Origin of the sequence: Acinetobacter sp. CFCC 11171, assembly GCF_003268405.1 — a bacterium.
In the GTDB taxonomy this organism is placed as follows: Bacteria; Pseudomonadota; Gammaproteobacteria; order Pseudomonadales; family Moraxellaceae; genus Acinetobacter; species Acinetobacter amyesii.
Window position 1 is genome coordinate 222855 of the sequence record NZ_LQXP01000001.1, and the last position, 21390, is coordinate 244244.

Sequence of the window (21390 nt, forward strand, 5' to 3'; positions counted from 1 at the left end):
TCTGTCTAAAACCTACACCATCAAAACATTAACGAGGACCTGTCAATTCACCACTGACAATAACCTTGATGTCGCTTGCCTTGGCATTCGCTGCACCACCAGTGGTTAAAATCAATCGTGCAGCCTTAGGCAAGGTTACCAATTTACCTGTATTAGCACGTAATCGACCTGCTGTTGCAAGATCACCAGCATTGATAAAATATGCTGCATCTTGTGGTACTTCTGCACTATCACCATCAACATATTTAAAGCCAAGTGAACCTGTAACAGTGGCTGTCATACCTGTTTTAATCAGGATTTGAGCATCATCAAGGCGCATACCTTCTGGTAGTTCACCTAAATCAATAACATCACCACTTGCTACTGCAACAGTTGTATCTGAATCAATTACGGCACCTGAAGCATTCGTGGCAAGAAAAAATGCTAACGCTGTAACATTGCCATATGGTGAGAATCCACCAAACTGACCATAACCACTAGGCTTCTTCTTGATTGTCGCCATTTTAAAAATCTCCAAGGATTATAATAAGATGAGGTATGCCCATAACTGGACATACCCAAAACAATTACTGATTAGCACCAATGATTGGCACAGCGGTATCGACAACAGTTACACCATAGTCGGTGAATTCTGTACGCTCACCAGTATCAACAGCGAAACGGATTTTTGATGTACCACGAATGGCACCGATCAATAATTCCCATTTATCGCCATGATCAAGGTCTTTTTCAGACCAGAAGAAAGGCACACCAGACTTATCACTTGCAGCCATTGCTTCCGCAATTGCTTGTCCACCCAAAATAATTGAACGGTCAACAGCGAAAGTGGTACCAAAGCTTGATGGCACGATTAAATCTGATTCAGTTTCACTGTCATGCGAAGCACAATATTTAATTGTGTCACCTGCATAGAAACGAATTGGACGTGGCATTTTTCGGATAATAAATCCGTTCCATAAACCTACATCACCTAAGAAAAGCGGATGTTGTTTTGCCTGACTTGCTCGTGCAAATGCAGATGATTGGAAAGAACGGAAACCTGGTTGAGCAGCAAATTTGTTGTACTGTGCTGGCGATACAAGCCATACACGTAATGGTGAATCTTCCGCAGCAACATCACCTTCAAACTTACAAATAGGTGGTGGTAAAGCAATTTGATCCAGAACAGTTTTCATCGAATCAACTGAATCCATTGTAAATAGATCAGTTGTTGCAATATCAAACTCACCTGCATTGCTTTTAACGCTCTGTACACCAGAACCATCAACAACATAGTGACGGTTTTTAGTTGGTGCTTTAACACGGTTCACCATGATTTCATTGAAGTTTTTATGATTATCTTTAGGAATAACCCATTCAATGTTGTTATGAGAACCACGTGCACCAGCCATATGCACCAGTAATGACTGATCACAATAGCGATCCATCAAGTTCTGAGCGACTGGACGACCAAGTTTGCGTAAATCAGCTGGGCTACGAATCTGTGACATCACGTTACCCAAATCAACAGGGAAACGAGCTTGGTTCACACGTAGGCGATCTTCATTCAAAGACATCCCCACACCACGACCTTCAGCATACGCACTACCCATAATTGGATATGCACCGACTGGATTTAGTAAGTGGAATGTCACTTCATCACCACGCCCTTTTCCTAAGTCCTGAACACGAACAATAGGCATATGGGATGTGGTTTGTTTACGGAGAGTCGCTTCCGCACCTGCTTCGCCCTTAGGCATTTTCCCAGCCAATAGGTTTAAGGTGCTGTTACGATTCATGTGTGTAGCGAACAGACCTACCGCTTGGGTAACTAAATTGGTCTTATCGCCATAACTTGCGTTAGTTTTAGTAGTCATGTTTCAAATACTCTCATCACGTATGTTTAAACACGTCTATTGAGAAATTGCTCCACTTGGTCGGGTGTCCATCCTTGCATTTCCTCTGCAAGTTGCGCTGGCGACATTGCTGCCAAACGCTCATCACGAGAAACACCAGCAGGACTACCAGCAGGCAAATCACTCAGACTGTTCGGTGGTGGTGTTTGAGCCTGACTCACAGCTTTTTGCGCTACTGCCTTTACTGCATCATTGGCAGGTTGAGCAGCTTGTTGACCTGATTGGGTATTCGACTTATACAATCCTAGAAGTTCTACCACCTGAGCAGCTGAACCTTTATCCAAAACTGTTTCATACGCATCTTTCAGAAAACTTGGTTGTGCATTCTTCCAATCATTAAATTCTTTCGATTCAACAATAGATTCTGCATCTGGGTGTGCTGTAAAGATTTCGTTAAAATGGGCTTGCTCTACACTGACCTGCTGTTGTTGCTGAATTGGAGCTAAAGCAGTTTGTAATTGCTGTTGCACCAAAGTTGAAACCTGTGAATTAACAAGTTTCTGAATACCAGCAGCCAAATCTTTCTCGCTAAAATCCCCAAAGATTGCAGGGTCTACACCCTGATCAATCGCTTGTTGTGCGATATTTGCTTGGTTGTCCTGTGTAGTTGGAACCTGTCCGTTATCTTTACGTTCCTGCGCATCAGCTTGAAGTTGTGCCAACTGTTGTTGAGCTTCATCAAACTTTTGCTTCCATTCCTTTTCACCGTTACGTGCTTCCACTAACTTGTCATAGGGAATGGTGTGTTTTCCGTCTTTAGCTAAGATCACAGCATTTTCAGCATTTAACTGGCTTTCATCGACCTGTTGTTGCTGTTGTGCTTGTTGTGTATCAGCTCTTGCGGAGCTATGCTCCTCATGCGTACCGTCTTGACCTTCAACTTTTGGGGTATTTTCTTCTGTAACTTGGGTAGTTGCTGGCTGACTACCATTTTCCGCATTTGCGGTATCGCCATTTAACGCTTGCTCTAAAAGCTGCGCTGCAAGTTCAGGTGATGCTTTACCACCGTTAGCTTCAATCAACTCATTTTGTTGCTCTGTAATATCCATGTCTGTCCTATCACTTATCGCTGTGACCGCAAAGGCGAATGGCTAGAGTTATCTAGCGTTTAGCTGTTGATTGCTCAACATGAGACAAGTGTCTAGGATTTATATATGATGTCGTTAGCCTTACAGGGGGTAGGATTAATGGCAGAATATTGTGCTCAATGCGCCAAGCAATATGGAATGAGTGATGGTTTTATCAATGAATGTAAGCCGAACTATCTAGCAAATGTTATTTGTGAAGGTTGTGGTGTAATTCAGGTGAATCACAAAGGTGAATGTGTGAGCCATGATTGTGACAATGGAAATCATGCTGTGGATTGGCAAATCAAAAAATAAAAAACCACTCAATCGAGTGGTTTAATGCTTGCATTTGGATGCCATCCTACATATAGCCATTTTTTTGGCTTTGGCACCCACTCATAAACATTTCCTTTTTCATCCTTTTTAAGGAAAAGCGGACCAGAAAAATGAGTGGCATCCAATGGAATTCCCGTCATTAAGTCTAATAATGTTTCACCTGTGAGATTTTTACTAGCAATATCAATCCAGTATCTTTGCGTGTACCACTTGCCATTCTCCCAACAATAAACATCATCAAGTGACTTTGTTTTAATCGCATCTTTTAACTTATTAATACCACCAAACTTACTTATAATTTCTGTTTTATACATTTTGCACCTCTGCAAAACCTACTATGGTGTTGGCAAATGCGGTAGGTAAACGCATCTTTCGGGGATCAGCCTAGCCAACAGTTAAATAATATCAAATTTATTAATTAAGCTTTTGACTTTAAACAAAAATCCAACATCATAAATATTGGCTTTCTATAAATAATTAAACCAACTCATCTAATAATGAAGTCATTTTAGTTTCAGCTTTTTTGCGTAAATCATTATTGATATTTGGTAAACTCAATAATTGAGTAAGCAAGTATGCATTTTCACGATTATTTAAAAGTTTAGTTCGATGAATGCATTCACCAACACTACCACTGACACATGCTTGGTTATCATTTATAGGATCGGTGGATTTAACAGCATCACTATATTTAATTTCTAATTCAGGCAATTCAGAAACTATAGGACTGTCTTGCAACTTCCCAGCATCCAGACCTTTGCTTGCAAAATGTTCTTGGATTTTAATTTGATGGTTTAATTTTTCTTTCAGCAAATAACCCTCAAGCATCCATACTTTGTTGCGAGCATTTTCAAAGGCAATTTTACGGCCAATCTCTGCATCAAAGTTTTCAGGACTTGCACACGCTGATTCACCTGTGACTGTAAATCCATTTTTAAGAACTAATACGCAAAATGTTAGCGTACCAAGTACACTATGAAACCCCATAGCATCATAACCATTACAATTATTCCCAACGCCTTGCGCTGCTGTAAAGTAATATTCGTCAACAATAGTGGCATCAATATCAGCAGGCGTTAAACGTGGCGCATTTAAGTTTTTAGATTGAATTTCTTGCTCAATTTGCTGTTCTACTGTCTTGGGTTCTTCCTGAACCAAAATCACCACTGCACCATTCGGAATACGATCTGTTTTATGACTATAAGTTTCATTATTTGTCACTCGATAATCTAGTAATGGATTCTCGACAACCAAGTAATCACCTGAAATATGCCACGCACTAACGCCAATCATTCGTGCAACCTGTTCAGCATTACCAGTAGTGTCAGTGGTTGGATCAAGTTGTAAAGTAATTTGAGCAGTCATAATAAATTCCAATAAAAAAGACAGCCGATTCGACTGCCTTAGTATCTGTGAACAATAAAAATTACTCTTGCCTTACAGGGGGCATATTATCACTGGTTCGTGGAGTCTCAATCCCCTGCATACCTGTTGAACCTTGCTGTGGTACTGGTGGGTTCATTGGACTGGTATTCTGTTGTACCTCTGCCAGTCCTTCACTGCCTAACTGCGCCCCTTCACCTTCTAAATATGGTGAACGTACATCACGTGCTGCTGTCTGTTCTGCGGTTGGGAAGTTAGGATCATCACCCATCGGGTTGGGACGCTGATAACCTGCACCTTGCATAACAACATCTGCAATTGTTGCAATCTGTGGCATTTGGGCAACTTGAGCACCTGCCTGCATAGCAGAATAAGCAGCTTGCACACCGACTTGAACTGCTTTAGCTTCAATTTCTTTGATCTTGCTTTGTGATTCACGCTCTTTGATTGCAAGTTCACGTTGTTTTATATCAATACCAGCATCGGCAAGTGCTCTATCTACAGCCTCTTTGATCTGTTGTTCAACTTGTTCTGGTGTCGGTGCCTGTGTAGCTTGGCGAATAGATTCAATAATATCTTTCTTGAATGGAATGTCAGTCAAGGCCATCACATAAGGCAATACTGCAACTTGAACCTCTTGAGGTAAGGATTTAACAATCTCAGACAAGGCATTAAGTTGTTGTTCTCGGAAAGTGCTGGTACTTGGAACATCATCCAGTACAACTTTCAAGCGTGTACGTTGAACATCATTACTAACATAAGGATAACCATGTTCATCAACCTCAGGTTTATTGATAACAACTGTACGATCCTCACGTACCGCATCACCTTCAATAATGATAGTCTGTTGCTGAGTGCCCATATCCTCAACGATCATTGATAGTAGCATTTCTCCCATGAGGGTACGTCCCTCACGGAAATTATCCATCATCTTCATTAAGGTCTGGTTTGACTGCTCGATCTGTAACTGTTCTTGTTTTCCAGAAGTAGCATTACCTTTTTTACCTTGGAACCCAGAAGTAATATTACTTACTTGCTCAATAGCAGCACGATTATCACTAATCAGTTGGAAATGTTGCTGTGATAATTCATAGTCACGTTTAACATCAAATCTTGCACCTGGTCTAGCCATGTGTGCTGCATCCAATACAATATCAGCATCAGGACGTGCAACTTGACGACGTAATTGTTCGTCTGTCATAGCCACTGCACCTTTGGTACGTTCAACACGTGTAACACTCATGCCCCAACGCAGTTTAGAAATACCTGAATTGATACTATCCTGACTGTACTTCATGCCACGAACAAAGCCATACGGTATGCCAGTATTATCTTCACGGAACCCAAAAAAAGGTACATAAGGGAAATAATGGTGTGAATATGGCGAAGGACTATCATGTAAAAGGTGTGGTCCAAGCCAATATGAACGACGCAACTTTGATATGGTAGCCTGCTCTACACGTGCAACACCTTGATAAATTGCTAAGTCATGAGCCATATTATTGGCATCATACTCAACGATACGACCATCACTGAACTTTAAAACTGGTACATGCACCCAACGACGGTACCAAACCTCAGTAACGTTTATCTCTTTAGATGTCGGGTTATACCAGTAGTTTTCACTTATCGTCCATGAACGTGCATCAAGCCAAGCATTTTGTAAGCCTGTACTTGCTCCACCATCCAGCACATCAGGTTGCTGCCACCATGAACCACCATAACGACCAACTGTTTGGATTAGATCCTTGTGTTCAGGGAAAGCACTCATCAATCGTTTAGGATGAACCCAGCGTGTGCGACGTAACCAACGTGCATCAGATAAGTCTGGCTCTGTAGACTTCATATCCCAATGAATTTCATTACGATGAACTACAACACAACGATAAGGATATTTAAATGGGTCTTGCTCACGCTTTACCTCAACCCATCCTAAACCACATGAAATTTGAGGACGAAAAGCATCACTACACGCTTTATCTGCTTTAGATAAGCGTTCAGCTTGATTTAACTTGTAGTTCAAGGCATCAGCAACATCATCACCGCCAGTTTCACCATTGGCTTTTACACGCCAATCAGTACGAGTCTGTAGCTCATAACCCATAATCGACAATAAAGCTGGACTAATTCTGTCCTCTACTGCAGGTGGAATACCGATCTGTTGCATACGGTTAAGCAAATCTGTATCTAATTGATTGCCATCTGCATAATCCATCTCTTTATCTGCGATGTGACGCCAATGAGGTTGTTCCTCAATTTCGTGCATAATCTCCGTCAATTCTTCCAGACTGAGCGTATCATCATCGCTAATCTGCTCACTTGTAGCTGTATCTTCTTGAGTAAACATAGCTTTTCCTTATAAACGCCAATCTGTCGGAGGTGCTTCGACATAACCATGTGGATTTTGTTGTGTTGTACCTTGATTCATGCCAGTAAGACTAGCCGTATAGACGTAATCACCAAGCAACCCTGCATCTTTAGCCTGTGCCCACTGTCTAAGTGCATCTGCACCTTCTGAGCAACCATTGGATTTATCAGGCTGATCAATAAACATATTGGCTTGTTGGTTAAACTTTTTCTTATAGCCTTCAATACGTTCGATACCCAATTTACATCGTTCTTCATCAAACCAAGCATTCTTTAAATGCCTACGAGTCTGTTGAATACCAGTTGTGAGTAATGTAATACGTGGAATGACCACAAAATTATGACCAGGTAATAATTCCTCAAGCATTTCTAATACTGACTTGTTGTAATCGCCAAGCCTTTGATGTGCTGCATCGTGCGGTAAATAATGAGTATGATAGATATAAGGTTTATCTTTAATCAGTTTCACGTAATGACGTAAATCTTGAAAATGATCTTCTTCATAATCAATAAAGCGATCTTGCTGATTCATCATTTGATGGAACCAAATTGCACAACCATCATGGTTGCCAATATCCCAAAACGTACACGTCGGTACATCTAAAACTTCAATTTGAGCAATACCACTACGTTTACGCAATTCAAGCATATCTTTTGCGTAGTAGTTCCCTTCTGTACTGACCTGAAATGCTTCATCAGGAAATGAGGGATACTCTTGCCACATCAAAGCTTGATCACCAGATAGATCATTATCACGTGTCGATACATACCAAGCACGTTGATCAGGATCAATTTTGATCTTCTTACCTAAGTTTCTGGATACAACAATTTCAATGTGATCAAAAATATTATGATCTTTTTTAGAAATAATGACTTCAGTTGAGTCAATACGGTACTTAGGTTCTTCCCACCAACCATAAAAATGCAATCTAAAGTCTTTTGGCGTGAGCTTTTTACGTGATGCAAAGTTCTTCTGTGCGATCTGAACCTTATCAAAGAAGTCACCACCACGACCTTCAGCAGTAGATTCAATGACACAAATACCTGTTGTTGGAACTGCTGGTAATGAACCTGTACGAACCTCTTTCGCTTTACCAGGTGATTGAGCGCAAATTTTACCGTATTCAGAAATAAGTAAACGGTGCATGGTACCGCCACGGAATGATGTGGCCACTGAAATTTTAGAACCATTATGGGCGAATTCCATCTCAGTTCCATTATTCGTTTTGAGTGGGAAACGTTCTAATATTTCAGGTGGTAAGTTATCGTACGCAAATTTAATCTTATCGCTAAAAATATCACCTACAGTTTCAAGGTTCTGTGCAATAACACCGCAATGCTGATTGGCATTAAACAAGGCATGATCAAGCCACAAAATACAAATCAATGTGGTGAAACCTAACTGACGTGCTTTTAAAATAATATTGCGGTACCACAACCGATTTAAGAATTTCTTCTGTGCATCATTAGGCTGGAACGGTAATTCAAATGTTGGAGCTTCTTCTACTTGCCCTAACTCATTTACAAAGTCATCACCTTTAATTTTGATCTTATATAAACAGCCACTAAAAATACGCCAAACAGGGTCTGCCAAGCAGCGTTCAAGCTCCTCGGCATTTGTCGGTAGTGGCTGTAAGTTAGTGTTATAAATCAATTTTTACTCCATTTTGCACAACATTGGTGCATTTTTGAAGCGTGTACGTGAATGAAATTGTTTTGGTGTGGGTGATTAGTCGTTCCATTCACGTACATGCACTAATATTCAGGATCATCGGCAATTGGTTTAAATGCAGAGCTATTACCTGTGCTCACTCGTTCAAGTAATGCAGTCAGTGCATCGACAGGTTTATTGTTCTCATCATCAAGTCCAAACGCTTGACGTTCTAAAGCAATCAATGTTTTGAGTGTGTCGCTTAAATCTTTCATAGACTTCACACGACCAGGCATTGAGATGATCTTCATGTAAAGGTCATTTACTTTGTCATTGCCTTTATCATCAGGTGACCACATAAGCTCACCCAGCATTTCCAGCAATTTGACATTCTCTTGACCAACCATCATTTCAAGCTCATCAAAAAGACTCATGGCAATCTTGCGTGAACGTTGAATATCCTTACGTTGATTCAATCGAACATAGGTCAATTGAGTTGCAGCATCTTCGATAATTTCTTGGTCACGTTTAATGGTTACAGGTGTAACCTGTTCCGTAACCATTGCTTGCGTAACCATTGCATCAGACTTGGCTTTAATCTTTTCTGCCAAGTTCCGTGGTATTCCAAGTTTTGTGAAATGTTTAATAATTGCAGCATGAGAAACCTTCTGACCAGTTTCTTCTTCATACGCAGCTGCTAATTGACGTGGACTGAGAATCCCTGCTCTCCATCCACGCTCAATACGGTCATAGTCAATTTTTTGTCTTTTTTCAGTCATTGATTGCTACCTCGTTTTTAATACGCTTGGCAGCATTGATATGTGCTGTTCTACATGCCATGATTTTTTTCATTGAAGCAGTAGGTAATGCAATGACACCTGCTTTCTCGCAAGCAATCTCAATTAATACATCCAACTGAATATCACCTGTAGATGACCACATTAGGCAACGACGGACTTTATTGACAGCACCCTTCGACATAGCCAGTTGAGTTGCGTATAAAGTTGCTTGTCCAATACCAGATACGGTATGTGTGTAACCTTTAGTTCCATCTTTAACTTCAATTACACTGGCACTGCCATCTACGTGGTAAATAACAATATCTGCACGACCATATTTAAAAGATTGCTCATATAAACAAATACAAGCTTCTGTGTGCGGTATCCTTTCATCAAAATACCCACACTCAGTAGATTCCTTGAACTGTTGAATCAAATCGTATTCAACACCATGTGGAATTTCATTTTGATCTATGATTTTGGTTAATTCCTCTAAAACCACAGATTTAATATTTTCTTTAGATTTTTCAGCCATGATCACCAAACCTCATATTGGTTTAATGATCATGTATATATGTGGGGGAGGTCTAACCTTAGAGGGGGGTGAAGCCGTTTTGATAAATTACAACAGCTCTCCTTGCTTGCCTATATCTAATAGATCCCCTACTTGCTTCGATAATTTACGCACTTGACCTGAAACTTCACTCTGAAGTATTGCCATATGATGACCCATTTCAATATTTGCATATTGCATTGCTTCAGCAACCATGAGATTGCCAAGGTTACGTGCTTCACGTGGCGTTAATGTCAAAATCTGGTCATCACCAATTTCAATTTTAACGGTACCATCAGGTAAAACCATCTTGGACATAATACGAGATGGACGATGTTTAGGGGCTGGAATGAATACACCACGCTGTACACGGATAATCTGGCCACTATCGACAAGATGACTTAAACGATCATCAACGATAGATAATTTGAAGCCTGTCAATTGTGACAAAGTTTCTCTAGTAACGATTTGCTCTTGATTATGTAAATCCTCAATGGCTTCAAGGATTGTTTCAGCGTTAGACTTCATTGTCATACTCCCCTAAATCGTTCTTAAACTTCAACTACGTCAATATTGTGAATTAATTTCATCAATTTACGTTTGATGATGTAATCCGCAGTTTTATGACCTTTGGCATCTTCACAGATAAACTGATCATCTTTGGTCCAATAAACAAAGTCTGCTATGTAATCTGTGCCACGTACTTTCTCACCACAAATTTTCTGTGCCGGTATCAGGTTGTATCGAACCTGAGTCTGTAAATCCTTGATCTCACCTGCACGTTGTAAGACCTTTAAATCATTTAAACGACGATATTCATGCTGTGAATCAGCAACTTTTTCACCATCAACGACAACTTTATGATTCCCATACTTTGGCTGTTTAGGCTTGTTGTCACGTTGATGGACCAGTCTCTTAATTTGAGATTGTGATAAATAATTTGTCATGCTCTACCTGCATTAGAATTTTTATTAATACCCTTCATCTGAGCCATCAATTCAGGTGGACAGGTGGTGATTCTTCTCTCATCTTCCTTAGGTGCTTTTAATGCCCCAACTGGATCAGTGAATGATTGAACATCTCCCATCAATTTCGCATTTGAAACGATACGGACGTACATATCCTTGAATGCTTTTGACTGTGATTCAGCACGTGGATTTAATTCATCAAAACCTTTCTTAAATTCTTTAAGGGTTTTGAGCACATGCACACTGATTGAGATTGTCTGATTCGACTTTTCGTATGCCAATGCTTGTTGCCATGCTTCATTTTCAGTGAGCCAATGTGAACCTTGTAAACACCAAATCTTAAAATCTTGAATACATGGTGGCCATGGTTCATGGAGCATACGGTTATACCCATTTTCCAGCTGCTGAACTGTCAATCCTGAAAAGTCCTCGATCATGGCCTGTTCAAGATCAGCTTCATCAACTGCTGCCCAAAAATCTGTAAATTTCTTACCGTAACGAATACGCATTTTGTCAATTAAACGACGTGCTTCAGTAATGGTGAACTCACGCATGACCCACCTCCTCAATCAGAAAGTTCTTTGGGGGTTCAGGTACTACATCAATTATTGATGATTCCTGATGTTGTTCTTCACGGACTTTTTGACCATAACGCAACCAACGATTTACATTTTCCTGTTTAGCTTGGTATGCAGATGGTGTTTGGATAGGTTTATTTCGTCCTGATTGCTCAGTGACGCTATTTTTCGCCTTTCGGTTGATAAGTTTATGCTTGTTGTTGTTTACCCATGTCAGGAACGCTACAGCCCACTTCTGTGCTGTCTTGAAAGATTGCTTACCGTAATCATTCGGTGATGCAAACCAATCTCCAAATTCATCAAACAGGTTTTCAAGATCGTGTTGATCAAGATCAGGGTGTCTAGGTTTAGACAATTCGATGAAATCAGATTTCAATGTTGAATATTTCTGACCAAGTTCGATCACTGAGATTTTTGCAAGATCAAAATTGTGGTACTGAACAAATTGAGCTGGCGGTTGTGAAATTTTTTCCTCGTGCGTATTACTACTACGTTCTATTGGTTGTTCTATTGGTTGTTCTTGGTAGTTAGTATGACCCTGCGTCACTGCTTTTTGCACCAGAGTCACTGGTTGTTGCGTGAGAGTCACTGGTTCACTGTCGTCAGAGTCACTGGTATTGTTATCAGAGTCACTGCTTTCATTATCCGAGCTATGACCCTGCGTCACTGCTTTTGAAAGAATTTCCACATCAAAACGATAATAAGATCGACGACCATTTGAACGATCTACAACCAATATTCCCAAATTTTCGATGTGTTTAATGTGTAAGCCCACTGCTCGATTTGATAGTCCAGTATCGTCCATGAGTGTTTGAATAGATGGATAACATTCACCAGTTTCATAATCAGCGTATGTAGCCAAAGTGATTGCCACTAACTTGGTTGTTGGTGGCATCGAGATTTGACGTACAGCTTTAACAAAGTTGAAACTGCTCATATGCTCACTCCTTTCGTTGAATTACACGATTTGCACATGGTTTGCAGATTTTCAATTGTGGTAGCCCCACCTTTTGACTCAGGAACAATATGGTCGCAAGTAAGGTTCAAATGAGTACCGCATGTAACACAGCGATATAAATCACGCTCATATACTTTAGTGCGTAATATTTTAGAAATTTTCTGCTTAATCAAAATACTGCTGGCTGGTTTAACTTTTCCACTATCAAAACTTTCAGGCGTAATTTTGTAGCGATTATGGCGACCATTTGAGCGATCAACCTGAATAATTTTTACTTCTTCAAGTAAATCTATAGCCGTTTTAATCGCACGTACTGAAAATTCAGTTTCATCAGAAAGTAATGAAATCGATGGAAAACACTCACCATAGTCATTGGCATAATCAGCAAGGCGGAGAAGTACCGCCTTTGCTGTGGGATTACCCACTTTTAATTTACGAATCTGGTCAGTTATTGCGTAGCTCATACCACCTCACTGAATAGTTCTGGTTGATGGAATGTCACAGCTTCATCAAGGCGAATTTTGGCAGTTGCAAAATAGCCTGTATCTTTTTCAATACCAATGAATCGTCGCCCAGTGTTAATACAAGCTACTCCTGTTGTTCCACTTCCCATTGTGCTATCCAGCACTAATTCACCTTCATTGGTATATGTGCGAATTAAATACTCACAAAGTGAAACAGGTTTTTGAGTTGGATGAAGCGCTTGTTTTTGCTTGTCAGAACTAAATACTTGTACTGAGCGTGGGTATCGCTCAGTTGAGTCATAATCTTTCACACTAAGTTGTTTTCCATAGTGTTCAGAACCTATAACTTTCTTTTTTGCCGTTTTACGTTCATGACCAAATGTTTTTTGAGGGTTGTATGTTGGTTGTGATTTATAAAAAATCAAAATGCTTTCATGAGCCCTTAAAGGCTGTTTCTTCGCATTTAAAAATCCTGTTGCATTTGGCTTTTCCCAAATCCACTCATAACGAAATAATTTTAAATTTGAACAAGCGAGTACTGCTGTAAATGGTTGCGCACTGAATAATACAATTGCTCCATTTGGCTTTATTACACGCTCATACTCAGCCCAAAGTGGTTCAAATGGGATAACGGCATCCCAACTGCAGCACGTTGTCCCATATGGCAAGTCGCATAGAATCATATCAACAGTACTGCTTTCGATTTCTTTCATGCGCTCGAGACAATCACCTAAAAATATGTGAAATGGTTTCTGCACAGTGCACCTCACCACAAATCTTCACTACATAGCCCCATACGTGAAAATTTCTTTTCACCCAAGGCTATTAGCTCTAAGTCATTTTCTGTCCATTCTTGTTGGCCACATTCGATAGCGTGTAAAGCTGCTTGTGGGCGTGTATAGAACTTTCCTTGCTCACAATAAAAACCTTGGTGTAATGATTTACCCCATTGGTTTTGAATATCTGGTACCAAACCAAGTGACAAAATAATATTGATACAATCTGCATGGCGATTAGGTTTTGGTAGAGCAACCATAAGCTCACCTGCTTTAACAGCAACTCCGATAATCACGCCACACCCCCTAATCGAATTAAAACAGCCCCAAAGAGCATGAAAATAAACAGCAAAGTTTTGTGGAACTCTTTCACGCTGCTCCCTCATATCCAATGGTTTTACCGCTACCACCTAATACCTGGTCGGCAATCCATAATTTACGTAAACGATCTTCAGCTAATTCATGTCCAGCATTTACCCACTCAGCAACTGCTAAAAATTCCTGATAGCACTTGGTATTGATAAATTTAATATCAGCTTCAATAAGGACCTGAATTTGTTCAATGCCAAAATCATCAGGAATATTTTTCTGAGATTCGATTTCTTTAATTATTTCCTGATCCAAACCAAGCCAACCAACCTTTTTCATGCTGCCACCTTCTTTTCATGACTTGAACGAACTTTATTCACACCTTTTACATGATGTGGTCTATAAACACGGTCATAGCAGCCTTTACATGCTGATTCTGGTCGAAATGTAATGGTTCCATCCTTTAACTTTGATTTCACCATGAACCAAAACTCTGAATCTGTAGGCCAGTATTCATCACAGTGCTTACAAAGTTTTTCTTTGCCTAGTTCAGTAAAGATATACATAGGTTTTTTAGCTTCATTTGATTTCATGCTGCTACTCCCTTATGTTTCTTCACATGCTGTGCCCAGCCTTTGCATGGTTTCATGCACTTACGATCTGTAGCAGACGGACTATGCAAATTTTCAATATCTTTATGACAATAAAAAACTGCATCCGACTCCAAGGCATGAGCCAAGTCAGATTGAGTAGAAAGACAATGATTTGCTAAAGTACCGCAGCGATAAGCACATGATTCGCATAGAACATCTTGATTAGGAGCCTTTTGCGCCAAGATCAACCCATTCAAAGCACCATGAAAACTAGGTGAAATAAGCTTATCTATTGCGTATGGGTGCATATCGCCAGTGGTGACAAGATGTAAATACAATGTTTCATCACATGATTGGGCATAATTCACTGCAACATTTAAAACATTGCTTAGCAAATTAAGTAAATCATCATGTGATTTTGCTGAAAACTTATCCTTGATTGCCTGTAAGCGTTCAGCTTCAGGCAATTGGATAATGTCAGTTAGGGCGAGAATTGAGGTGTTATCAATCATGATGTCACCTTCTTGATTTGTTCATTCATGCAAATTGAATAAACTTTTTTGCACTGATCAACATCAAACATCCCAATATGGCAGTCATTTGGATGAATATTCATTACTTCAGCCAAAGCTTTATAGGCTTCCTTGCGCTTCATGTGTCCATCACGCCATAACGGATCAAACACTCGATGTGCTATAGACTTCCATTTTCTAAGTTCAGCATTTGCCAATCGACCAAGTGAATTTTTAGTACCAGGGTGACAACCAACATAGGCATCACAAGGCACACATTGGTAGAACCATTTATGTGACAGGTCAGGTCTATGAGGGTAAATGGCTGTGCCATCTACTCCTTCAGACTCTTTATTGCAGTATGGACAGATTGGATTTGTCATGACTGCACCTCCACCACTGCACCGCCATGCTCATGTAAGCAAATCTGCACACCGTTTGGGCAGGTACAGTATTTTTTAGAGATTACGCAATAAGCCACTTCAACCGACTTATCTTCCCCATCAGTAGCTAAATCAACACCAATGAAATATGCACTATCTGGTGCAACACCCAATTCAAATTCACGTTTTTCAATTTGCTGAACTAAACAGTGATGGCACTGTTCCCCTTTAAACTCTGGACATTTGCCAGCGCACTTATGTTCTGTTAAATTACTCATGTTCATTTACCTGAATGTTGATGAATACTAGAAGCTCGACCTGCAACGTCGGGCTTTTTTAATGCCTGCCAAAAACTTTTCAAATTTCTGCATACATTCATAAATACACTCGTAGACGTTGTATTCTTTGATTTTTCTATGTGCTCAGATGATGATTGACCTGTCTCCAGTTCGATCTTTTTATCTATGGCATCTCTTAACCATTTCGCACGATCACTACCTTGGCTTTCAGCCAAAGTATCAATGATCTCTTGGACTTCCAGCGGTACACGTGTTGACATGGGTGCCAACAGTTTTTTGCTGAATACAAACATTATTTTTGTTTCCATAAGATTTCCTTTTAACTCGCAGATTGTGCGGTTAAGTCTGCTGATTGGTGTTTTTCCCAAAGAGCTTCTAATTTCTTTCCAAGCTCATAAGACAAGCGTTTACCGCAAACGCCACGTTCTAAATCACTTACATAATTTTGAGAACATTCAATTTCCGCAGCGATTTGAGTTTGTGTTAAGCCTTTTTCTCTTAAATCAGAGATCATTGTTTGCCACTGATTCATAAGAACCTCCGATATTTTTAACAAATATATAGGTTTTCCGATATTAAGACAATAGCCAAACCGATTGCATTTTGTATCAGAATTCCGATAGTAGTTTTTAGGATTTTTTTATGGCGACTTTAGGTGAAAATTTAAAAAAGCTTCGTAAAGCCAAAAAAATGACTCAAAAGGAATTGGCTCAAAAATCAGGCGTGAAGCAATCTGTAATATCTGATCTTGAAACAGGTAATGCTAAATCAACAGGTTCTATACTTGAATTAGCAAATGCACTTGGTGTAACAGCTGAAGAATTAAAAAAAGGTATCACTCCTGATTTTGATAACAATGTTGTCTCTATCACATCAAATAAGCTTATCCCTGTTTTATCTTGGGTACAGGCAGGATCAATGACATCAGTAGAATCTATTAATCCATCAGACATTACAGAATGGCTTCCTCCGTTAAGTTCTGATGATCCTGACGGCTGTTTTTACTTAAAAGTAGTTGGTATTAGTAATTTCCCAACATACCAAGATGGTGATTACATACTTGTAAATCCATCATTCCAAGTTTGTGATCTTTTATCTGAAGACCTTATTGTTGTTAGAAATAATACAGATGCAACATTTAAGAAACTAATCATTGAAAGTGACGAACGTAAATATTTACAAGCACTTAACCCAAACTTTCAACCTAATATCATTGAATTCGAAGAAGGTATGGAATTGGTCGGCTTGGTGATTGATGCATTCAGACCTCTTGGCGGTTCTCGTCCTAAAAGAGTTAGGAAATCCTGATAGGAAAAAATCATGAAAATAATTTATGGATTATTATCTTTATTGATTCTAAATGGTTGCTCATCAAAATGTGATAATGGATGTTTTATATTGAATGGTGAGGAATTATCTTTTGTGGATGCTGAAATGCTTGTTTCTCAATGTGACCATTTCAGAACCAATTTTTTTAGCAGACAAGCTGTAAGTTTAAGTTATCGAGAAATAGCAGACAGAACAAATAATGATCCAAACACTCCACTTATGAGTACATACATGAGTTATATGTCTATTTCTGAAAGTCCTCTTATATATGATAGAAAAGAAAAAAATCCATATATTAAACACAATCAAATCATACAAGCTTGCGTTCAACTTAGGAGAGACTTTAATACTGACCGATTCTGGACGAATTGATCTTTATGAATAATTATTTCTAACTAATCGTAATTTGCTAAGTCCTGCCATGAGCAGGTTTTTTTGTCATTAAAAAATTAAAAATCGGAATTTCTATAAAAATATCGGTTTTCCTATTGACTCTTAATATCGGTAATGCGATATTTATATCACCAACAACAACCAAACTTGGTGAATTTTATGTCTACCAAACCAACCAACGCACAGCAATTTGTTGCTGACTTAGGTGCAGGAACCTTTGCTAACCAACTCGGTGCAGCTATCAGCATGGTTTCTCAAGGTGCTGTTCAGCACAACAAAAAAGGTCAAATCAAAATCACACTTGATATTGCTCGTATCGGTGATTCAAGCCAGGTCGAAATTGCACACACACTCGCTTTTGTTGAACCAACAGCAAAAGGTAAACGTGCAGAGGACACCACCTCAAAAACTCCAATGCATTTGAATGCTGGTGGTGATGTCACGTTGTTCGCTAACCATACAAGCCAATTATTCACTGAAGACGCTTAAACAGCCCCTTCACATTACAACAATTTTACCAACCATCCATAAGGTACTGAAAATGGAAAACTCTGCTAAAGAAATCGTTGAACTTGCGTTACCTGTAAATGATTTATCTCGTGGTCAACTTGTTGCCATTCATGAAAATTTCAATGTTCATGATTTAGAACAATTTCAAGCTGGTCGTAACCGTGCACGTGGTGTTTTAAAAACCCCATCTTTTGAAGATTTCAAAAGTTATGTTTTAGGTAATACGCAGTCTGAAAATTCTGTTCCTGAAGTAAAAGTTTATGCCCCTGTATTTGTTGACCACAAAAATGTATCAGCAACGGCAATTTTAAACTTCAAAGTTGTTGGATTGGCTCAAGGTCATTGTGACCATAAAGCAGTGTTACAGCTTGAACCAACTGTAGTTTGGGAAAAGCTCAATCAGCTTAAAGATAACAAACTTAATCAAAAGCGTTTTGCAACATTACTTGAAGATTGGGCAAGTGTATTTGCTGCAACAAGTGAAACTGGTGAAACGATCCATATTGCGGAAGCAATTAATGCAGTTCGCAACATGAAAGTTGGCGCATCTTCAACTACTGACTCATCAGTATCAAACATGCAAGAAACTCGCTCAGTCTTTGACAAAGTTGAAGCTTCAAGCACAGCAGGGAAATTACCAAGTTATTTTGAAATCATTGATCCAGCTTATGTCGGTCTTGATGACAAAACTATTCGCTTGCGTCTTGTAGTAAATAGCTCAGATGGTGAGCCATCGTTTGCATTGCAAATCGTTAAAGAAGAACTCTTGCGTAATGAAATTATTCAAGAATTCAAAGAAAAAGTGATTGCCTTGCTCCCAGAAAACCCTGTCCGTATTGGTACCTTTTCCGCTTAAAACTAAAAATTAAGCAATAAAAAGCCCCGAAATTTTGATCGAGGACGGGGCTTCTTTAAGGGGTATAGCAATCGCTATAAGGAGATTATGAACATGGTTTCATTAAATTTCAAATCAATTTTGTTGGGTTTTGGTGGTGCAGTAGCAATGACAGCAGTTTTTGCGTCTGTGCAAATGTATCAACCAGCCAAGCTACCTGTTGAAGAACAGCAGCAGATCACAGTGGCATCAGACATCTACAAGGTGGATGAGCTTGATTTAGGCCCATACAACGACTGTCAACATGACTGTCATGCAACCTTATTAACAGCAAATGACCAATATTACATCGAAGTTAATTTTGACTATTCAGGTTTCGATGATGGTAACGGCTTTAATCGTGCTGTAGGCATTCAGATTGATCGCTTAGAACCTGAATTGGTCGGTGATGAAGATGGCGAAATCAATGCATATCTTGATCGTTATGAAATCGACAAGATCAATGATGCCCTTGAAGACTCTATCGCTGTGAAATTACAGAAATTGAGAGGTTAATATGCTTGATTTAATTGAAATTAAAACAGCTACAAACGGAAAAAACAATCCGTCTGAAAGCCTTCAAGCTGATGTATATCGAGCTTTATTTGGTGAACCTGTCAAATTCAACGAATTTGAAATCGATGTTGGAAATAAAACTGTTATTTGCCTAATGCATGGCTTTCCTTGGCATGTGGTTTCTAAAGATGAACCATTTGATCAGCATAACGGTGAATTTTGGGGATGGAATCCGTTCAAAGTCAAAAGTTCTGGTCGATTTGGTGGTGGTTGGGCTTTCAAATTTGGCATTACTTCAAATGAAAATTTTCGTGAATTAATTATTGACGTGGGAATTGGTTCAATTCGTTTGGAAATCATGAATTCACGTAGAGGATTTAGAGCATGAGTTATACAACTGTTTTAGCTGTTCATCCTGGCGAAAAAGTCGAGGAACTATTTGAACTTGGTAATGCTTGGGGTTCAGCACCAGTAATTTGGGATGCCATGGCTCAAAAGTATCTGGATAAACCACATTTTATGGCTGCTACTTTTGAAGATAGTGGTGAAAAACTTTGGGCTCTGTGTCGTGATGAATCTGTTCCATTGGTTCATCGTACTCTCCATTTAATGACAATGGATCGAATGTACATTGAGAAAAAAGATTTCAAACAGGCAGCACAAGATATACGTGCATTTTTAAATGATTTTCCTCAGCCTGAAAACCACATTAATCATTGGCCAGCAATTGCAGACTATTTAGATAGTGATCCAGATGTACCTGCGATTGGATTTCATATGACTTCTGTTTCTGATAACCCATTTCACGGTGATTGGGATGAAGAAAATGAGGATTACGGTTCTCTAAATTGGGCTACTTGCCAAAGTGTTTATGAAAGCATCAAAGGGAGTGTTGAAGCATGAATACTCAAGTTAATCGTGACCAATTTCTTGCAGGTCGTAAAAAAGGTATCGGTGGTTCAGACGTTGCTGCAATCCTTGGTTTCAGCCCATACAAATCACCATACCAATTGTGGTTAGACAAAACTGGTCGCAGTGAACGTAAAGAATCACAAAATGAGTCTGCCCATTTCGGCAACTTACTTGAAGACGTTGTTGCAAAAGAGTTTTCACGTCGCTCAGGTATGAAAGTTCAACGTGTTACTCAGCAATTATCTCTTGAAAACATCGGAGAGTCTTGGGCTATCGGTAACATTGACCGTGCTGTTGTAAATCCTGAAATAGCAGGTCGTGTTTATTTCGATAAAGAAGGCAAATTGACCACAGACCAAGGTTTGGAATGTAAAACAGCTTCTGAATATCTTTCTAAATTATTCGGTGAAGAAGGTTCAGACCAAATTCCAGATTATTACCTCACTCAGTGCGTTTGGTACATGAAACTTACAGGCTTCCAAGTATGGCACCTTGCCGTTCTTATTGGTGGTAATAAGTTCCGCATGTATCGCATTGAACGTGATGACGATTTAATTGAATCAATCTTTAAACAGGTTAAAGCATTTTGGTTCAACCATGTCATTGCTGATGTTCCACCAGATCCTACTTGTTTTGATGATGTTTTACATCGCTGGTCAAATCATGTTGTGGGTAAACAAGTCGAAGCTGATTTTGAACATATCAAACTCGCTGAAGAACTTATCACTGTTCAAGGTCGTCTAAAAGCAGATAAGGCTCGTGAAGATGAAATCAAATTAAAGATTGTCTCAACGATGCAGGATGCGGAAATGATGATTAGCCAAGGCAAGTCTATCTGCACCTACAAAGAACAATCCTCTACTCGTATCGACAGTACGCTGTTGAAGAAAGAAGAACCTGATTTATTTGCGAAATATAGCAAAACATCAAGCACACGTGTTTTCCGTATTTCAAACAAGTTTAAAGAAACAATTTAAGGAATTTT

Annotated in this window: 31 protein-coding genes and 1 pseudogene; 9 read left to right on the top strand and 23 right to left on the bottom strand. The window is 39.4% G+C overall.

Features of this window, described 5'->3' with window-relative positions; translation table 11 throughout:
• Positions 1–28: 28 nt before the first annotated feature.
• From AVJ20_RS01070 to AVJ20_RS01080, 3 genes are all read right to left on the bottom strand, one after another.
• Positions 29–502, bottom strand: coding sequence for a hypothetical protein (locus AVJ20_RS01070; protein WP_111883819.1), 474 nt, complete (start codon positions 500–502; stop codon positions 29–31).
• Between the two features lie 64 nt (positions 503–566).
• A complete protein-coding gene (locus AVJ20_RS01075) occupies positions 567–1856 on the bottom strand; it encodes a DUF4043 family protein (protein ID WP_111883820.1) in 1290 nt (429 codons plus the stop codon).
• 26 nt (positions 1857–1882) lie between these two features.
• Positions 1883–2944: a hypothetical protein gene (locus tag AVJ20_RS01080; RefSeq protein WP_111883821.1), complete on the bottom strand. Its 1062-nt coding sequence runs from the start codon at positions 2942–2944 to the stop codon at positions 1883–1885.
• 105 nt (positions 2945–3049) lie between these two features.
• Between AVJ20_RS01080 and AVJ20_RS01085 the strand changes: the two genes are divergently transcribed.
• Positions 3050–3277, top strand: coding sequence for a hypothetical protein (locus AVJ20_RS01085; RefSeq protein ID WP_228157136.1), 228 nt, complete (start codon positions 3050–3052; stop codon positions 3275–3277).
• Positions 3278–3285: 8 nt separating this feature from the next.
• Here the strand turns inward: AVJ20_RS01085 and AVJ20_RS01090 are convergent, their stop codons facing one another.
• The 20 genes and pseudogenes from AVJ20_RS01090 to AVJ20_RS01185 form a co-directional block, all read right to left on the bottom strand.
• The gene (locus AVJ20_RS01090; RefSeq protein WP_111883822.1) at positions 3286–3612 is read right to left on the bottom strand and encodes a hypothetical protein; all 327 of its coding nucleotides are present in this window, start codon (positions 3610–3612) and stop codon (positions 3286–3288) included.
• Between the two features lie 466 nt (positions 3613–4078).
• Positions 4079–4456 (bottom strand): annotated as a pseudogene (locus AVJ20_RS18950) (Gp49 family protein); the annotation flags it as partial.
• 268 nt (positions 4457–4724) lie between these two features.
• A complete protein-coding gene (locus AVJ20_RS01100) occupies positions 4725–7028 on the bottom strand; it encodes a hypothetical protein (RefSeq protein WP_111883824.1) in 2304 nt (767 codons plus the stop codon).
• Between the two features lie 9 nt (positions 7029–7037).
• On the bottom strand, positions 7038–8702 hold the full coding sequence (locus AVJ20_RS01105; protein ID WP_111883825.1) for a terminase: 1665 nt from the start codon (positions 8700–8702) through the stop codon (positions 7038–7040).
• A 101-nt stretch (positions 8703–8803) separates the two neighbouring features.
• The gene (locus AVJ20_RS01110; RefSeq protein WP_111883826.1) at positions 8804–9478 is read right to left on the bottom strand and encodes a hypothetical protein; all 675 of its coding nucleotides are present in this window, start codon (positions 9476–9478) and stop codon (positions 8804–8806) included.
• Positions 9471–10013 (bottom strand): hypothetical protein, encoded by a 543-nt coding sequence (locus tag AVJ20_RS01115; protein WP_111883827.1) that lies wholly within the window; start codon positions 10011–10013, stop codon positions 9471–9473. The genes AVJ20_RS01110 and AVJ20_RS01115 overlap by 8 nt, the downstream gene beginning before the upstream one ends.
• An 87-nt stretch (positions 10014–10100) precedes the next feature.
• The gene (locus tag AVJ20_RS01120; RefSeq protein WP_010112825.1) at positions 10101–10559 is read right to left on the bottom strand and encodes a hypothetical protein; all 459 of its coding nucleotides are present in this window, start codon (positions 10557–10559) and stop codon (positions 10101–10103) included.
• A gap of 23 nt (positions 10560–10582) precedes the next feature.
• Entirely contained in the window at positions 10583–10978 is a 396-nt protein-coding gene (locus AVJ20_RS01125) for a DUF1064 domain-containing protein (protein ID WP_111883828.1), read from the bottom strand.
• Entirely contained in the window at positions 10975–11553 is a 579-nt protein-coding gene (locus tag AVJ20_RS01130) for a hypothetical protein (protein WP_111883829.1), read from the bottom strand. Before AVJ20_RS01130 ends, AVJ20_RS01125 begins: the two co-directional genes overlap by 4 nt.
• Complete coding sequence (locus tag AVJ20_RS01135) at positions 11546–12514, bottom strand: helix-turn-helix domain-containing protein (protein ID WP_111883830.1); 969 nt, start codon at positions 12512–12514, stop codon at positions 11546–11548. The genes AVJ20_RS01130 and AVJ20_RS01135 overlap by 8 nt, the downstream gene beginning before the upstream one ends.
• Positions 12511–12999, bottom strand: coding sequence for an HNH endonuclease (locus AVJ20_RS01140; protein ID WP_228157137.1), 489 nt, complete (start codon positions 12997–12999; stop codon positions 12511–12513). Before AVJ20_RS01140 ends, AVJ20_RS01135 begins: the two co-directional genes overlap by 4 nt.
• Positions 12996–13712 (bottom strand): DNA-methyltransferase, encoded by a 717-nt coding sequence (locus AVJ20_RS01145; protein WP_111883831.1) that lies wholly within the window; start codon positions 13710–13712, stop codon positions 12996–12998. Before AVJ20_RS01145 ends, AVJ20_RS01140 begins: the two co-directional genes overlap by 4 nt.
• A gap of 53 nt (positions 13713–13765) precedes the next feature.
• Positions 13766–14071 (bottom strand): hypothetical protein, encoded by a 306-nt coding sequence (locus AVJ20_RS01150; protein ID WP_111883832.1) that lies wholly within the window; start codon positions 14069–14071, stop codon positions 13766–13768.
• A gap of 73 nt (positions 14072–14144) precedes the next feature.
• A complete protein-coding gene (locus AVJ20_RS01155) occupies positions 14145–14423 on the bottom strand; it encodes a hypothetical protein (RefSeq protein ID WP_111883833.1) in 279 nt (92 codons plus the stop codon).
• A complete protein-coding gene (locus AVJ20_RS01160) occupies positions 14420–14677 on the bottom strand; it encodes a hypothetical protein (protein WP_010112832.1) in 258 nt (85 codons plus the stop codon). The genes AVJ20_RS01155 and AVJ20_RS01160 overlap by 4 nt, the downstream gene beginning before the upstream one ends.
• Positions 14674–15189 (bottom strand): hypothetical protein, encoded by a 516-nt coding sequence (locus AVJ20_RS01165; RefSeq protein ID WP_111883834.1) that lies wholly within the window; start codon positions 15187–15189, stop codon positions 14674–14676. The genes AVJ20_RS01160 and AVJ20_RS01165 overlap by 4 nt, the downstream gene beginning before the upstream one ends.
• The gene (locus AVJ20_RS01170; protein WP_111883835.1) at positions 15186–15572 is read right to left on the bottom strand and encodes a zinc-finger-containing protein; all 387 of its coding nucleotides are present in this window, start codon (positions 15570–15572) and stop codon (positions 15186–15188) included. The genes AVJ20_RS01165 and AVJ20_RS01170 overlap by 4 nt, the downstream gene beginning before the upstream one ends.
• Positions 15569–15850 (bottom strand): hypothetical protein, encoded by a 282-nt coding sequence (locus AVJ20_RS01175; protein ID WP_010112836.1) that lies wholly within the window; start codon positions 15848–15850, stop codon positions 15569–15571. Before AVJ20_RS01175 ends, AVJ20_RS01170 begins: the two co-directional genes overlap by 4 nt.
• A 2-nt stretch (positions 15851–15852) precedes the next feature.
• Positions 15853–16179: a hypothetical protein gene (locus AVJ20_RS01180; protein WP_049044693.1), complete on the bottom strand. Its 327-nt coding sequence runs from the start codon at positions 16177–16179 to the stop codon at positions 15853–15855.
• 11 nt (positions 16180–16190) lie between these two features.
• Positions 16191–16403 carry a helix-turn-helix domain-containing protein gene (locus tag AVJ20_RS01185; RefSeq protein WP_070152210.1) on the bottom strand — a complete coding sequence of 71 codons (213 nt, stop codon included), beginning with the start codon at positions 16401–16403 and terminating at the stop codon, positions 16191–16193.
• Between the two features lie 110 nt (positions 16404–16513).
• Between AVJ20_RS01185 and AVJ20_RS01190 the strand changes: the two genes are divergently transcribed.
• The 8 genes from AVJ20_RS01190 (at position 16514) to AVJ20_RS01225 (ending at position 21382) form a co-directional block, all read left to right on the top strand.
• Positions 16514–17179 carry a LexA family protein gene (locus AVJ20_RS01190; RefSeq protein WP_111883836.1) on the top strand — a complete coding sequence of 222 codons (666 nt, stop codon included), beginning with the start codon at positions 16514–16516 and terminating at the stop codon, positions 17177–17179.
• A 12-nt stretch (positions 17180–17191) separates the two neighbouring features.
• On the top strand, positions 17192–17572 hold the full coding sequence (locus tag AVJ20_RS01195; RefSeq protein WP_111883837.1) for a hypothetical protein: 381 nt from the start codon (positions 17192–17194) through the stop codon (positions 17570–17572).
• Positions 17573–17752: 180 nt separating this feature from the next.
• The gene (locus AVJ20_RS01200) at positions 17753–18082 is read left to right on the top strand and encodes a hypothetical protein (protein WP_010112842.1); all 330 of its coding nucleotides are present in this window, start codon (positions 17753–17755) and stop codon (positions 18080–18082) included.
• A gap of 52 nt (positions 18083–18134) precedes the next feature.
• The gene (locus tag AVJ20_RS01205; protein ID WP_111883838.1) at positions 18135–18959 is read left to right on the top strand and encodes a DUF2303 family protein; all 825 of its coding nucleotides are present in this window, start codon (positions 18135–18137) and stop codon (positions 18957–18959) included.
• A 93-nt stretch (positions 18960–19052) separates the two neighbouring features.
• Positions 19053–19493 (top strand): hypothetical protein, encoded by a 441-nt coding sequence (locus AVJ20_RS01210; protein ID WP_111883839.1) that lies wholly within the window; start codon positions 19053–19055, stop codon positions 19491–19493.
• A 1-nt stretch (position 19494) separates the two neighbouring features.
• Complete coding sequence (locus tag AVJ20_RS01215; protein ID WP_111883840.1) at positions 19495–19881, top strand: hypothetical protein; 387 nt, start codon at positions 19495–19497, stop codon at positions 19879–19881.
• Positions 19878–20396: a hypothetical protein gene (locus tag AVJ20_RS01220; protein WP_111883841.1), complete on the top strand. Its 519-nt coding sequence runs from the start codon at positions 19878–19880 to the stop codon at positions 20394–20396. The genes AVJ20_RS01215 and AVJ20_RS01220 overlap by 4 nt, the downstream gene beginning before the upstream one ends.
• Positions 20393–21382, top strand: a complete 990-nt coding sequence (locus AVJ20_RS01225) for a YqaJ viral recombinase family protein (RefSeq protein ID WP_111883842.1) — start codon at positions 20393–20395, stop codon at positions 21380–21382. Before AVJ20_RS01220 ends, AVJ20_RS01225 begins: the two co-directional genes overlap by 4 nt.
• Positions 21383–21390: the final 8 nt, after the last annotated feature.

What these genes read in the sequence shown, in the direction of transcription:
- AVJ20_RS01165 (WP_111883834.1), bottom strand. Translation starts at nt 15,189, where the DNA reads ATGATTGATAACACCTCAATTCTCGCCCTAACTGACATTATCCAATTG.
- AVJ20_RS01155 (WP_111883833.1), bottom strand. Translation starts at nt 14,423, where the DNA reads ATGAAAAAGGTTGGTTGGCTTGGTTTGGATCAGGAAATAATTAAAGAA.
- AVJ20_RS01070 (WP_111883819.1), bottom strand. Translation starts at nt 502, where the DNA reads ATGGCGACAATCAAGAAGAAGCCTAGTGGTTATGGTCAGTTTGGTGGA.
- AVJ20_RS01140 (WP_228157137.1), bottom strand. Translation starts at nt 12,999, where the DNA reads ATGAGCTACGCAATAACTGACCAGATTCGTAAATTAAAAGTGGGTAAT.
- AVJ20_RS01180 (WP_049044693.1), bottom strand. Translation starts at nt 16,179, where the DNA reads ATGGAAACAAAAATAATGTTTGTATTCAGCAAAAAACTGTTGGCACCC.
- AVJ20_RS01145 (WP_111883831.1), bottom strand. Translation starts at nt 13,712, where the DNA reads ATGAAAGAAATCGAAAGCAGTACTGTTGATATGATTCTATGCGACTTG.
- AVJ20_RS01175 (WP_010112836.1), bottom strand. Translation starts at nt 15,850, where the DNA reads ATGAGTAATTTAACAGAACATAAGTGCGCTGGCAAATGTCCAGAGTTT.
- AVJ20_RS01085 (WP_228157136.1), top strand. Translation starts at nt 3,050, where the DNA reads ATGATGTCGTTAGCCTTACAGGGGGTAGGATTAATGGCAGAATATTGT.
- AVJ20_RS01110 (WP_111883826.1), bottom strand. Translation starts at nt 9,478, where the DNA reads ATGACTGAAAAAAGACAAAAAATTGACTATGACCGTATTGAGCGTGGA.
- AVJ20_RS01185 (WP_070152210.1), bottom strand. Translation starts at nt 16,403, where the DNA reads ATGAATCAGTGGCAAACAATGATCTCTGATTTAAGAGAAAAAGGCTTA.
- AVJ20_RS01200 (WP_010112842.1), top strand. Translation starts at nt 17,753, where the DNA reads ATGTCTACCAAACCAACCAACGCACAGCAATTTGTTGCTGACTTAGGT.
- AVJ20_RS01130 (WP_111883829.1), bottom strand. Translation starts at nt 11,553, where the DNA reads ATGCGTGAGTTCACCATTACTGAAGCACGTCGTTTAATTGACAAAATG.
- AVJ20_RS01215 (WP_111883840.1), top strand. Translation starts at nt 19,495, where the DNA reads ATGCTTGATTTAATTGAAATTAAAACAGCTACAAACGGAAAAAACAAT.
- AVJ20_RS01080 (WP_111883821.1), bottom strand. Translation starts at nt 2,944, where the DNA reads ATGGATATTACAGAGCAACAAAATGAGTTGATTGAAGCTAACGGTGGT.
- AVJ20_RS01220 (WP_111883841.1), top strand. Translation starts at nt 19,878, where the DNA reads ATGAGTTATACAACTGTTTTAGCTGTTCATCCTGGCGAAAAAGTCGAG.
- AVJ20_RS01225 (WP_111883842.1), top strand. Translation starts at nt 20,393, where the DNA reads ATGAATACTCAAGTTAATCGTGACCAATTTCTTGCAGGTCGTAAAAAA.
- AVJ20_RS01170 (WP_111883835.1), bottom strand. Translation starts at nt 15,572, where the DNA reads ATGACAAATCCAATCTGTCCATACTGCAATAAAGAGTCTGAAGGAGTA.
- AVJ20_RS01210 (WP_111883839.1), top strand. Translation starts at nt 19,053, where the DNA reads ATGGTTTCATTAAATTTCAAATCAATTTTGTTGGGTTTTGGTGGTGCA.
- AVJ20_RS01090 (WP_111883822.1), bottom strand. Translation starts at nt 3,612, where the DNA reads ATGTATAAAACAGAAATTATAAGTAAGTTTGGTGGTATTAATAAGTTA.
- AVJ20_RS01190 (WP_111883836.1), top strand. Translation starts at nt 16,514, where the DNA reads ATGGCGACTTTAGGTGAAAATTTAAAAAAGCTTCGTAAAGCCAAAAAA.
- AVJ20_RS01100 (WP_111883824.1), bottom strand. Translation starts at nt 7,028, where the DNA reads ATGTTTACTCAAGAAGATACAGCTACAAGTGAGCAGATTAGCGATGAT.
- AVJ20_RS01115 (WP_111883827.1), bottom strand. Translation starts at nt 10,013, where the DNA reads ATGGCTGAAAAATCTAAAGAAAATATTAAATCTGTGGTTTTAGAGGAA.
- AVJ20_RS01120 (WP_010112825.1), bottom strand. Translation starts at nt 10,559, where the DNA reads ATGAAGTCTAACGCTGAAACAATCCTTGAAGCCATTGAGGATTTACAT.
- AVJ20_RS01195 (WP_111883837.1), top strand. Translation starts at nt 17,192, where the DNA reads ATGAAAATAATTTATGGATTATTATCTTTATTGATTCTAAATGGTTGC.
- AVJ20_RS01160 (WP_010112832.1), bottom strand. Translation starts at nt 14,677, where the DNA reads ATGAAATCAAATGAAGCTAAAAAACCTATGTATATCTTTACTGAACTA.
- AVJ20_RS01135 (WP_111883830.1), bottom strand. Translation starts at nt 12,514, where the DNA reads ATGAGCAGTTTCAACTTTGTTAAAGCTGTACGTCAAATCTCGATGCCA.
- AVJ20_RS01125 (WP_111883828.1), bottom strand. Translation starts at nt 10,978, where the DNA reads ATGACAAATTATTTATCACAATCTCAAATTAAGAGACTGGTCCATCAA.
- AVJ20_RS01075 (WP_111883820.1), bottom strand. Translation starts at nt 1,856, where the DNA reads ATGACTACTAAAACTAACGCAAGTTATGGCGATAAGACCAATTTAGTT.
- AVJ20_RS01205 (WP_111883838.1), top strand. Translation starts at nt 18,135, where the DNA reads ATGGAAAACTCTGCTAAAGAAATCGTTGAACTTGCGTTACCTGTAAAT.